This window comes from Streptomyces longispororuber (assembly GCF_014656095.1).
Taxonomy (GTDB): domain Bacteria; phylum Actinomycetota; class Actinomycetes; order Streptomycetales; family Streptomycetaceae; genus Streptomyces; species Streptomyces longispororuber.
Map to the genome: position 1 here is coordinate 1 of NZ_BNBT01000211.1, position 10,977 is coordinate 10,977.

The window sequence follows — 10,977 nt, forward strand, 5'->3', positions numbered from 1 at the left end:
GCCGCCGCGGTCCGCCTGGACGCGCGCCTGGCCGCCGCGCTCCGGTCCACCGTGACCGGCGCGGGCGCGCTCGCCCGGCCCCCGGTGGCGGGCCGCCACCTGTACGTCGACCTGGGCCCGCTGCGGCCCGCGCTCGCCGCGCGCGGCGTCACGGACGCGCAGGAGCTGGAGGACCACCTCCAGGAGCGGCTCGGCCTGCCCGCGCCCGGCGGCCACCGCTTCGGCGACGACATCGGCGCCCTGCGCGTACGGCTGTCCACCGGACCCCTCCTCGGCACCGCGGCCGAGGAGCGCGGCCGCGCCCTCACCGCCCCCGACCCCTTGGAACTGCCACAGGTGAAACGGACGTTGACCACACTTGGACGGGCCTTCGACGGCCTCCGCGCGGAAGCACAGCGATGGGAGCCTCCCCGGTGACGCAGACACACCCTCAGCCCCGGAACCCGGCCACCGACACCGGCACGGACGCGGCCACGGACACCGGCACGGTCACGGACACCGGCACCGGCACCGGCACCGGTACGGACACCGGCACCGGTACGGACACCGAGGCCGAGGCCGACACCGAAACGGAGACCGACGCGGTCACGGACACCGGCACGGACACCGAGGCCGACACCGACACAGACACCGAAATCGAGACCGAGACGGAGACCGACGCGCTCACGGACAGCGGCACGACCGCGACGGCGGCCACGACCGCGACCGTGACGGCGGCCACGACCACGGACACGACCGCGGCCACCGACGTGGACACAGACACGAAGCGGTCCCCGAGAGCCGACACCGGGACGCGGACCGACACCGGACCGACGGAACCCGTGCTCGCCCGCGTCGACGGCGCGGAGCGCGGAGCGCCCGCCGGGCGGGAGCGCACCCGGACCGGCGGCGGGGGCCGGGGCGCGACGCCGCGGGCCGGGCGGGGCTCCGGGGCGGGCCCCGGGGCGGGCGCCCGGGCCGCCGCCCGCCCCCCGGTCGCTCCGCCGCCACGGGTGTGCGGGACGCCCCGGCTGTGGCCCAAGTCGTTCGCGGACCGGCTCACCGCGCCGCTGCCGGGGCTGCGTGCGTTCGCCCGGTTCGCCCGGGAGGGCGCGCTGCGGCCCGGTCCCGCCGGGCTCGCCGACATCCCGCGGCTGCCCTTCGCGCCGGGCCCGCTGCCCCGCGTCGACGCCCGTACGGTCGCGGTGACCTGGGCCGGGCACGCGAGCTGGGTCGTACGGATCGGCGGCCTCACCGTCCTCACCGACCCCGTCTGGTCCCGGACCATCCTGGGCACCCCCGCCCGGGTCACCCCCGTCGGCGTGGCCTGGAGCGCGCTGCCACGCGTCGACGCCGTCGTCATCAGCCACAACCACTACGACCACCTGGACGCGCCCACCCTCAGACGGCTGCCGCGCGACACACCGGTGTTCGTACCCGCCGGTCTCGGCCGCTGGTTCACGCGGCGGCGCTTCACCCGCGTGACGGAACTCGACTGGTGGGAGGCCGCCGAGCTGGGCGGCGTACGGTTCGATTTCGTGCCCGCGCACCACTGGTCCAAGCGCGGGCTCCGGGACACCTGCCGCAGCCTGTGGGGCGGCTGGGTGCTCACCGACGGCGAGGGGCAGCGCGTGTACTTCGCGGGCGACACCGGGTACGGCCACTGGTTCTCGCGGATCGGGGAGCGCCACCCCGGCATCGACCTCGCGCTGCTGCCCATCGGCGCGTACGAGCCCCGCTGGTGGCTGCGGGACGTGCACTGCGACCCCGAGGAGGCGGTCCGGGCCTTCCTCGACGTGGGCGCCCGGCGGATGGCGCCCATGCACTGGGGCACGTTCCTGCTGTCGGCGGAGCCGGTCCTGGAGCCGCTGCACCGGGTGCGGGCCGCCTGGGCGGCGGCCGGGCTCGACGCGGCGGACCTGTGGGACCTGCCGGTGGGCGGGTCGCGGGTCCTGGAGCGCTGAGCCCCGGCCGGGGCTCGGCTCACGCGTGGCGCAGGTGGCGCCAGAGGGCCGGGGTCGCGCTGATGGCGAGGGTGAGGCCGACGGCCAGGGCCACGCCCTGCCAGGGCTCATCGAACAGGGCCCCGCCGAGGATGCCGATGAGCTGGTACGTCACGGCCCAGGCCACGCAGGCCGGGAGGTTGCCGCGGGCGAACCCGCGCAGCGGCATCCGGGCCAGCAGGCAGGCCAGCATGACGGGCAGGCGGCCCGCGGGCACGAGGCGCGACAGGACGAGGACCAGGACCCCGTGGTCCCGGAGCTTCTCCTGCGCCCGGGCGAGCCGCTCCTCGGGCGCCCGGTCCCGGATCGCCGCCATCCAGCGCGAACCGTTCCGCGAGCGCATGCCGCGCTGCCCGAGCCAGTACAGCCCCATGTCACCGGTGAACGCCGCCAGGGCCGCCACCCCGAACACGACGAGCAGCGCGAACGGCGCCGTGTCGGTCCGGTGCAGGGCCACCACCGCCGCCGAGCTGACCAGGGCGCCCGTCGGCACCACCGGCACCAGCGCGCCGACCACCACCAGCAGGAACAGCGAGGGGTAGCCGACCGCCTGCTGCGTGGACTCCGGCGTCACCTGGGTCGCGGCGGCGAGCATCATCGCGCGGCCCCGGGCCGGACGCTCTCGCCGTGCGCGAGCCGGTGCACCGCCACGTCCGGCGCCCGGCGCGCGGCCTGCCGTACGAACTCGTCGCCCGGCGCGTGGAACTCGTGCGGCCGCACCGCGTCCATGCCGATCGGCCAGTACGTGCCGTAGTGCACCGGCACCGCGCTGCGCGGCGCGAGCCGCGCCAGGGCCTCGGCGGCGCGGGCCGGGTCGAGGTGGCCGTGGCCCAGGAAGGGGCCCCAGCCGCCCACCGGGAGCAGTGCCACGTCCACGTCCCCGACCTCCTCGGCCATCGCGTCGAAGAGGCCGGTGTCCCCGGCGAAGTACGTCCGGGCCGCGCCCTGGACGACGTAGCCGAGCGCGGGGGAGCGGCGCGGGCCCACCGGAAGGCGGCGGCCGTCGTGCAGCGCGGGCACGACCCGCACCACGACACCGGCGTCGCCCACCGGCACCTCGTCGCCCGGCGTGACCTCCGTGAACCGCAGGTGCGTCAGGCGGCGCAGGCCCGGCACCGAGCGGGCCGCGCCGCGCGGCACCAGCGCGAGGGTGCCGGGCGCGAGCCGCGCGAGGGACGGCACGTGCAGATGGTCGGCGTGCAGGTGGGAGACGAGCACCGCGTCGGCCGCCGCGGCGCGCGGCGGCGGTACGGCCCCCCGGCGGCGGCGCAGGTGCGCGAGGCGGCGCGCGAACAGCGGGTCCGTCAGGACGCGCGTCCCGGAGTCCTCCACCGTGCAGGTGGCGTGGCCCCACCATGTGACCGTGACGTCCGGCCGCACTCGTTCCTCCTTCGTGTGACTGTCTCCGAGCCTACGGCCAGGAGTAGTGTCGTCGGCTGACGCCAGAGGTGAGGGGGACGCCATGGGAAACACCCGCCGGGGCGACGCCGCCCGCGCGGTGCGGGTCGCGGCCATCGCCAGCCTGACACCTCTGGAGGAGCTGGACCTGGACCCGTTCCTCGTCGACTCCCGCAGCCAGCACGCCATGTGCGCGCGGTGGGCCGCCGCGCACGGCTACGTCGTCACCCGGGAGCTCGTGGTGCACGGCCTGCGCGCCGACCACGCCGTCTTCTGGAACGACGTCGACGCGGGCCTCGTCGACCTGTTCGTGGTCCCGTGCCGCCGGGTCCTCGAGCGGGCGCTGCGGAACGCCGACGAGTTCACCGCGGAGTGCGCGCGGCGCGGCGTGCGGATCGAGACCGCGGGGTTCGAGGAGCCGTGCTACGACTCCCGCATGAAGGCCCGCGTGCACCGTCGGCTGTCCATGCCTACGGCGGGGTACGACGGCTGCTGACCCTCGCCCCTGGGCGCCCCACGGCCCCCCGCCCCGGCCCCAGCCACCGCACACCAGCTCACCCCGGCCCAACACCCCGGCACCGCTGCGCGACAGCTCTTCCCCCACCCACCCACCCTCACTCGCCCGGGCCAACCACCCAGTGCCGCTGCGCGGCAGCTCTTCTCCCACCCGCCCACCTCACTCGCCCGGCCCCACACCCCGGTACCGCTGCGCGGCGGCTCTTCTCCCACCCGCCCGCCCTTACTTGCCTGGGCCAGCCACCCGGTGCCGCTGCGCGGCAGCTTTTCCCCCACCCGCCCGCCCTTCGTGTCTGAGCTAGCCATCCGGGGCTGTTGCCCGGCGGCTTGTTCCACGCCTGCCCTGCTTTGCCTGGCACGGCCGCCCGGGGCCGCTGTGCGGCGTTCTTCTGCTACCTGTCCGCCCTTTCTTGCCTGAGTCGGCCGCCTAAGGGCTGTCCCGCGAAGATCTTGAAGTCGCCTCGGGCACGGTGGCCGCGGTGCGGCCCGCTTGCCTAACCAGCGAGAACGAGGTTGTGCATCCGGGCGATGCCGAGCATGGCGTGGTGGACGCCGTCGCCTTTGAGGCGGCAGTCGCGGAGGATCTTCCAGGTCTTCATGCGGGCGAAGACGTGCTGGACGCGGGCTCGAACCTGCTTGTGGGACTTGTTGTGTTCCTCTTTCCAGTCCGGGAGGTCACTCTGGCCACGCTCGCGGCGATGCGGGATGACCGATCCGGTACCCGGGTAGCCGCCGTCGGCGATCGTGACCGTGTTGCCGACGGCGTCCTTGGCGCCGGACTCCTCCCACGCCTTGCAGTCGTTGCGGTTCCCGGCGAGCGGCCGGCCGACCACGACGACCAGCCGGGTGTCGGCATCGATGACGACCTGATGGTTGGTGGAGTACCGGTAGTTCTTCGACCGCTCGGCGATCGTGTGGTCGCGGGTGGGCACCAGGGTGCCGTCCACGATGAGCACGGCGTCCTTGGCGAATCGCTTGCGGGGCTGGAGTGCGAGTAGGGGTCCGAGGTGGGTGATGACTCGGCCGGCCGTCGACTTCGAGACGCCGAAGAGCGGAGCGAGCTGCCGCAACGTCAGATTGATGCGACAGTACGTCGTGACCAGCAACACCCGGTCCTCCAGCGGCAGACTCCACGGCCGGCCCCGGTGGACCACATCTGCTCCATCGCGCCGCAGTGTGGTCAGTGACTTGTCGAAACTGCGCGGGCTCAGCCTCGCGAACGGGGCTATCCATGACGGCTCCGATGCCGTGATCACACTCGCCACATCGTGATCATCACTCAGACCGGCCCAACGCCGAGACAATCCCACAGTTACGCTGATCGGGGCAGGCCACAGTGCGCAAGACCGGGGGAAACCGTGAACCGACCACTGCTGTTCCTCGACGTAGACGGGCCGCTCAACCCCTACGCGGCCAAGCCGGAGAGGCGCCCCGACGGCTACACCACACTCAGAGCCCCCCGGAACGATGCCCATGAGGACGACAGGGGCCTCTCCTCCCGACGACGCCCCCTGCGTGTCTGGCTCAACCCGGAGCACGGACGAACCCTGCTCCAGCTCGGCTTCGAACTGTGCTGGGCCACCACATGGATGGACGACGCCAACCGGTGGATCGCACCGGTCCTCGGCCTTCCGGAACTTCCCTTCGTGGACTTCGGCGACGTCCTGCTCCAGGAACGCCCTGATGGAGTCCACTGGAAGACCGGGCCGCTGGTGGACTACGCAGACGGCCGTCCTTTCGCCTGGGTGGACGACGAGCAGAGCGAGCTGGATCAGTCGTACGTGGCCGCCCACCACCAAGGTCCCGGGCTCCTCCACCACGTCAACCCACGGATCGGCCTACGGGAGAACGACTTCCGCACACTCGCCGACTACGCCCGGTCCCTGAACACCTCACAAACCACTGGCTGAGCACCTCACCGGCTCTTCAGGGTGCTCCGTACTCAGAGCCAAGATCATTGCGGGACAGCCCTTAGGGTCGCTGTGCGGTGGCCTTTCTCCCGCCCGTTCGCCCTTTCCTGTCTGGGCTGGCCATCCGAAGCCATTGCCCGGCAGCTTCTTTCCCGCCCGCCCTCCTTTGTCTGGGTCGGCCGCCTGGGGCCGTTGCGCGGCGACTCTTCTGCCGCCCACCCCGCCTTCACTTCCCTGGGTCGACCCCCTGGGGTCGCTGTGGGGCGGTTCTTCTCTCGCTCGTTCGCCCTCACTTGCCTGGGGCAGTCGGCTGGGGCCGCTGTGCGGTGGTTTTTCTCCTGCCGACCCGCTCCTTCTTGTCCGGGCAGCCCTCTGGGGCCGTTGCGCGGCAGCGCCCCGCCCAGCTATCACCCCCGCAGAACGGCCAAGACCGGCGCTGTCCGGCAGGTCCTCCCGGGCTGTCCGCCCGCTCCGCTGCGGGGAACGGAACGCGGGCTCCTGGGGCCGGTGGCCGCGTGGCGTGGTTCGGTCGGGGGGTTACGGGGTGGGTGGGGGAGTGCGTTGTGGAGGGTGGGCGCAGGCCCTGCTGGGGACCGGGGAGTCACGGGCGGGTGGGTGGGCGAGTTCGCTCGGGGCAGGCGGGCCGCGCGCCACGGCACAGAGCGCGCCGGGGCTCGGCCCGGCCCCGGCGGAGGGGCTCGGCCCGGCCCCGGCCCCGGCGGAGGGGTCGGCCCTGGCTCCGCTGAGGGCTCGGCCCCGGCCCCCGGGGGAAGCCCGGCCCCGGCCCCCGCAGAAGGCTCCCCTCCGGCCCCGCGGGAGGCCCGGCTCCGGGAAAGGCCCACCCCCGATCCCCGGGGGAAGGCTCACCCCGGCCCCCAGGGAAGGTCCACCCCCGGCCCCGCGGAAGGCTCAACCCCTGCCCCGCGGGAGGCCCGGCCCCGGCCCCGGCCCCGGCGGAGAATTCGGGCCAGGCTCCGCTGAAGGCCCACCCCCGGCCCCCGGGAAAGGCACACCCCCGCCCCCCCAGGAAAGGCTCGGCCCTGCCTCAAAGAGGCCCCACCCCCGCCCCCCGGAGGGTTCGGTCCTGGTGGGGTGGGGGTTGTGACAGGCTGGAGGGGGTCGTCGGACGTGAGGTGGGCGGGGCGCGGTGCGTGGTGGTGGGTGGCGGACAGTGGGGCGCGGCCTGGCGCGCGTGATCGCCGTGTGGGCGGTGAGCACGCTCACGATGCTCGTCCTCGCCGGCGCCCTGCCCGACTTCAAGCTCCAGTCCGACGACGGCGACAGCGCCACCCGCATCGCCGTCACCGCGGCCCTCGGCGCCGGCGCCTTCGGCCTGCTGTCGGCGCTGGTGTGGCCCCTGCTCGTGCGCGCCCTGCTGCTCGTACCGGCGCTGGTGCTCGGCCTGCTCACGTTCTTCCTGAACGGCTCGCTGCTGCTGCTCGCGCTGCGGCTCATCCCCGACGGCCGCGGCGACGCGAACGCCGAGACCGCCGTGGTCGTCGCCGCGGTGATGTCGCTGGCCGCGTCGGCGACCGGCGGCGCGCTCGCCGTCCGCGACGACGACGCCTACCGGCGCCGCCTGTACCGCCTGGCCGACCGGCGCCGCCGCCGCGACGCGGGGGCCCACCGCCCGAGCACCCCGGGCACGGTCTTCCTCCAGCTCGACGGCGTCGGGTACGACGCCCTGCGCGACGCCGTCCGCAAGGGCCTGATGCCCACCGTCGGCCGCTGGCTCGGCGTACCGGAGCGCCCCGGCGCCCCCGCCCCGCGCCCCACGCACCGGCTCACCCCCTGGCGCACCGACTGGTCCAGCCAGACCGGCGCCAGCCAGCTCGGCATCCTGCACGGCAGCAACCACGACGTGCCCGCCTTCCGCTGGTACGAGAAGGACACCGGCGAGGTCATGGTGTCCAACCGGCCCGCCTGTGCCGCGGAGCTGCAGCGCCGGGCCGTCGCCCGCACCGGCCACGGCGGCCTGCTCACCGCCGACGGGGCCAGCCGCGGCAACCTCTTCAGCGGCGGCGCGGAACAGCTCGCCCTCGTCCTGTCGGTGGCCGCCCGGCGCGGCAAGGAGCACCGCTCGCGCGCCGGCTACTTCGCGTACTTCTCCGACCCCGCCAACGCCGTCCGCACCGCCCTGTCCTTCGTCGCCGAGGTCGGCCGCGAGATCGGCGAGTCGACCCGCGCCCGGCTGAGCGGCCGCCGCCCCCGCGTCAGCCGCGGCGGCCTGTACCCCTTCATCCGCGCCTTCGCCACCGTCGTGGAGCGCGACGTCGTGGTCGCCGCCGTCATCGGCGACATGCTCGCCGGGCGCGCCGCCGTGTACGCGGACCTCGTGGCGTACGACGAGGTCGCCCACCACTCCGGGCCCGCGAGCGGTGACGCCGAGAAGGTGCTGCGGCGGCTCGACCGGTCCGTCGCGCTGATCGCGCAGGCCGTGGAGCACGCGCCCCGGCCCTACCGCCTCGTCCTGCTCTCCGACCACGGCCAGAGCCCCGGCGAGACCTTCCGCGCCCGCTACGGCCTCACCCTCGGCGACCTGGTGCGCGCCGGGTGCGGCCTGCCCGTGCCGCGCCGCGCGCGCCGCACCCTGCCCCCCGCCCCCGGCTCCGTCCGGGCCGGGGAGGACCCGCCCGGCGCCGAGGCCCGCGGCGCGGTGCGGGCCGCGCTGCACCGGCCCGTCGAGGAGGGCCCCGGCGAGCGACCGCCGCGCCGCCGCGCCGAGCCGATCGTGCTGGCCTCGGGGAACCTCGGGCTGATCTCCTTCCCCGACGTCCCGCACCGCATGACGCGCGAGGAGATCGACCGCCGCCACCCCGCGCTCCTGCCGGCCCTCGCCAACCACCCGGGCATCGGCTTCGTCCTCGTCCGCAGCGCGGAGCGCGGCCCCCTCGTCCTCGGCGCGCACGGCGCGGAGGTCGCCCTCGACGAGCTGGGCGACGCCCCCACCCCGGCCGCCCTCGGCCCGCTCGCCGACTTCGGCCCCGGCGCCGCCGACGCCGTGCGGCGCACCGACTCCTTCCCGCACGCCGCCGACATCATGGTCAACTCCTGGTACGACCCGCTGGACGGCGACGTCCTCGCCTTCGAGGAGCAGATCGGCTCGCACGGCGGCCTCGGCGGCGCCCAGACCCGGCCCTTCCTGCTCTGGCCGCGCGCCCTGACGCCGCCCGTCGCCGACGGCGCGGAACTCGTCGGCGCGGAGGCGGTGCACCAGGTCCTGCGGCGCTGGCTGCGCGAGGACCAGGGGCTCGACGTGCCGCGCGTCACACCCGCGGATGATCGCCTTCCGGATGGTCCGGCCCCGACAGCTTTTCCGGCCTCCGGCCAGGTCGTACAGGACAAAACGCAGTGATTTGGCGGAGCGTTTTCCGGTGCCCCACCATGGGCGGCGCCCGGTGACCCCGGGCCCTGGCACGACGAGAGGCGCACCACCCCATGCACGACACCGGAACCGCACCTTCGCCGGCTCCGGCCCACCAGCAGGACCCGGCACCCGCCCCGGACGCCGGTGACCGGAGCACCCCGGACGCCCGCGGGACGGGCACCCGCCGCTTCGGGCTCCCCGTCGCCACCTGCCTCGTCATGGGCAACATCATCGGCGGCGGCATCTTCCTGCTCCCGGCCTCCGTCGCGCCCTTCGGCACCATCAGCCTGGCCGCCTTCGCGATCCTGACCGCCGGGGCCATCGCGCTCGCCCTCGTCTTCGGCCGGCTCGCCGCACGCGACCCGCGCACCGGCGGCCCGTACGTCTACGCCCGCGAGGCGTTCGGCGACTTCGCGGGCTTCCTCGCCGCCTGGTCGTACTGGATCACCACCTGGGTGTCGAACGCGGCGCTCGCCGTCGCCGCCGTCGGCTACCTGGACGTGCTGCTCCCCGTGGCGGACCACAAGTGGAGCGCCTGCCTGGCCGCGCTCACGCTGCAGTTCCTGCCCGCGCTCGCCAACCTCGCCGGGACGCGGTACGTGGGCGCCGTGCAGCTCGTCGCCACCGTGCTGAAGTTCCTGCCGCTGCTCCTCGTCGCCGTCGGCGGGCTGTTCTTCTTCGACCCGGCGAACCTCGGCCCGTTCCAGGCGGGCGACGAGGGCCCGGTCGGCGCGGTGTCCGCGTCCGCCGCGATCCTGCTCTTCTCCTACCTGGGCGTGGAGTCCGCCGCCGTCAGCGCGGGCGAGGTGCGCGACCCGCGGCGCAACGTCGGCCGCGCCACCGTCCTCGGCACCCTCGGCGCCGCCCTCGTCTACCTGCTCGGCACCCTCGCCGTCTTCGGCACCGTCGCGCACGACAAGCTCGCCGCCTCCACCGCGCCGTTCTCCGACGCCGTGAACGTCATGTTCGGCGGCTCCTGGGGCGGCACCGCCGTGGCGCTCGCCGCCCTGGTGTCCATGGTCGGCGCGCTCAACGGCTGGACGCTGCTCAGCGCCCAGGCACCGTACGCCGCCGCCAAGGACGGCCTGTTCCCGAGCGCCTTCGCCGTGAAGCGGCGCGGCGTGCCGACCGTCGGCGTCCTCGTCACCGTCGTCCTCGCCGGGCTCCTGACCGTGTACAACTACACGGCCGGGCCGTCCGGGGTCTTCGAGGTCCTCGTGCTCGTCACGACGTTCACGGCCACCGTGCCCTACCTGCTCGCCACCGCCGCGCAGATCTACTTCCTCGCCTCGGGCCGCCGCGACCGCGTCGACCGGCGGCGCCTGGTGCGCGACGCGGTGCTGGCCGCCGCCGCGTTCGGGTTCTCGCTGTGGCTGGTCGCCGGGGCCGGGTACGCGGCCGTCTACCAGGGCGTGCTCTTCCTCTTCGCCGGCGTCCTCGTGTACGCGTGGATGGCGGCCCGCAAGCAGCGGGCCGCCGACCACTCAGGCTGAGGGGCACGCACGCCCGGGGGGTCACCTCACCGCGCGAGCGGCGCCGTCACCCAGCGCCGGGTCACGAACCTGCCGTCCGCGGAGCCGATCTCGATCAGCTTCCGGGCGGCCGGGTAGGCCTCGTTGCCCTCCACCTCGTAGCCCACGCGGAACGTGCCCGGCACGTCCCTGGCCACCGGCTGCCGCTCCGGGGGGACCGCCGCCGGGTGGTCGTCGTCGCGGGCGCCCCGCACCGCGAGCTCCGCGAGGATGCGGTGCTGCGCGGCCGCCAGGGCCTCCTGCGGGTCGCCCGCCGCCGGGGCCGCCGCGCC

8 protein-coding genes and 2 pseudogenes are annotated in these 10,977 nt (G+C 75.1%); 6 read left to right on the top strand and 4 right to left on the bottom strand.

Annotation, left to right across the window (positions count from 1 at the left end; translation table 11 throughout):
- Both IE330_RS35665 and IE330_RS35670 read left to right on the top strand, forming a co-directional pair.
- Window positions 1-417, top strand: a pseudogene (locus IE330_RS35665) (pyridoxal phosphate-dependent aminotransferase); the annotation flags it as partial.
- 290 nt (window positions 418-707) lie between these two features.
- Window positions 708-1,943 (top strand): MBL fold metallo-hydrolase, encoded by a 1,236-nt coding sequence (locus IE330_RS35670; RefSeq protein ID WP_373314814.1) that lies wholly within the window; start codon window positions 708-710, stop codon window positions 1,941-1,943.
- Window positions 1,944-1,962: 19 nt separating this feature from the next.
- Here IE330_RS35670 and IE330_RS35675 read toward each other — a convergent pair whose 3' ends face one another.
- On the bottom strand, window positions 1,963-2,577 hold the full coding sequence (locus IE330_RS35675) for a DedA family protein (RefSeq protein WP_190140339.1): 615 nt from the start codon (window positions 2,575-2,577) through the stop codon (window positions 1,963-1,965).
- On the bottom strand, window positions 2,577-3,362 hold the full coding sequence (locus IE330_RS35680) for an MBL fold metallo-hydrolase (protein ID WP_229926162.1): 786 nt from the start codon (window positions 3,360-3,362) through the stop codon (window positions 2,577-2,579). The genes IE330_RS35675 and IE330_RS35680 overlap by 1 nt, the downstream gene beginning before the upstream one ends.
- An 82-nt stretch (window positions 3,363-3,444) precedes the next feature.
- Here IE330_RS35680 and IE330_RS35685 point away from each other — a divergent pair, with 82 nt between their 5' ends.
- Window positions 3,445-3,876, top strand: a complete 432-nt coding sequence (locus tag IE330_RS35685) for a recombinase family protein (protein WP_190140334.1) — start codon at window positions 3,445-3,447, stop codon at window positions 3,874-3,876.
- Between the two features lie 514 nt (window positions 3,877-4,390).
- Here IE330_RS35685 and IE330_RS35690 read toward each other — a convergent pair.
- Window positions 4,391-5,161 (bottom strand): transposase, encoded by a 771-nt coding sequence (locus IE330_RS35690; protein WP_190140335.1) that lies wholly within the window; start codon window positions 5,159-5,161, stop codon window positions 4,391-4,393.
- Window positions 5,162-5,254: 93 nt separating this feature from the next.
- On the opposite strand from IE330_RS35690, the gene IE330_RS35695 reads away from it, so the two are divergent.
- The 3 genes from IE330_RS35695 to IE330_RS35705 all read left to right on the top strand — a co-directional run bounded on the left by IE330_RS35695 (window position 5,255) and on the right by IE330_RS35705 (window position 10,666).
- Window positions 5,255-5,806 carry a hypothetical protein gene (locus IE330_RS35695; protein ID WP_190140336.1) on the top strand — a complete coding sequence of 184 codons (552 nt, stop codon included), beginning with the start codon at window positions 5,255-5,257 and terminating at the stop codon, window positions 5,804-5,806.
- Between the two features lie 1,147 nt (window positions 5,807-6,953).
- Window positions 6,954-9,161 carry a phage holin family protein gene (locus IE330_RS35700; protein ID WP_373314813.1) on the top strand — a complete coding sequence of 736 codons (2,208 nt, stop codon included), beginning with the start codon at window positions 6,954-6,956 and terminating at the stop codon, window positions 9,159-9,161.
- 83 nt (window positions 9,162-9,244) lie between these two features.
- Complete coding sequence (locus IE330_RS35705; RefSeq protein ID WP_190140338.1) at window positions 9,245-10,666, top strand: amino acid permease; 1,422 nt, start codon at window positions 9,245-9,247, stop codon at window positions 10,664-10,666.
- Between the two features lie 26 nt (window positions 10,667-10,692).
- Here IE330_RS35705 and IE330_RS35710 read toward each other — a convergent pair.
- Window positions 10,693-10,977, bottom strand: a pseudogene (locus IE330_RS35710) (DUF6345 domain-containing protein); the annotation flags it as partial.

Excerpts from the sequence above, each read along its gene's own strand:
- IE330_RS35705 (WP_190140338.1), top strand. The coding sequence starts at position 9,245 with ATGCACGACACCGGAACCGCACCTTCGCCGGCTCCGGCCCACCAGCAG.
- IE330_RS35675 (WP_190140339.1), bottom strand. The coding sequence starts at position 2,577 with ATGCTCGCCGCCGCGACCCAGGTGACGCCGGAGTCCACGCAGCAGGCG.
- IE330_RS35685 (WP_190140334.1), top strand. The coding sequence starts at position 3,445 with ATGGGAAACACCCGCCGGGGCGACGCCGCCCGCGCGGTGCGGGTCGCG.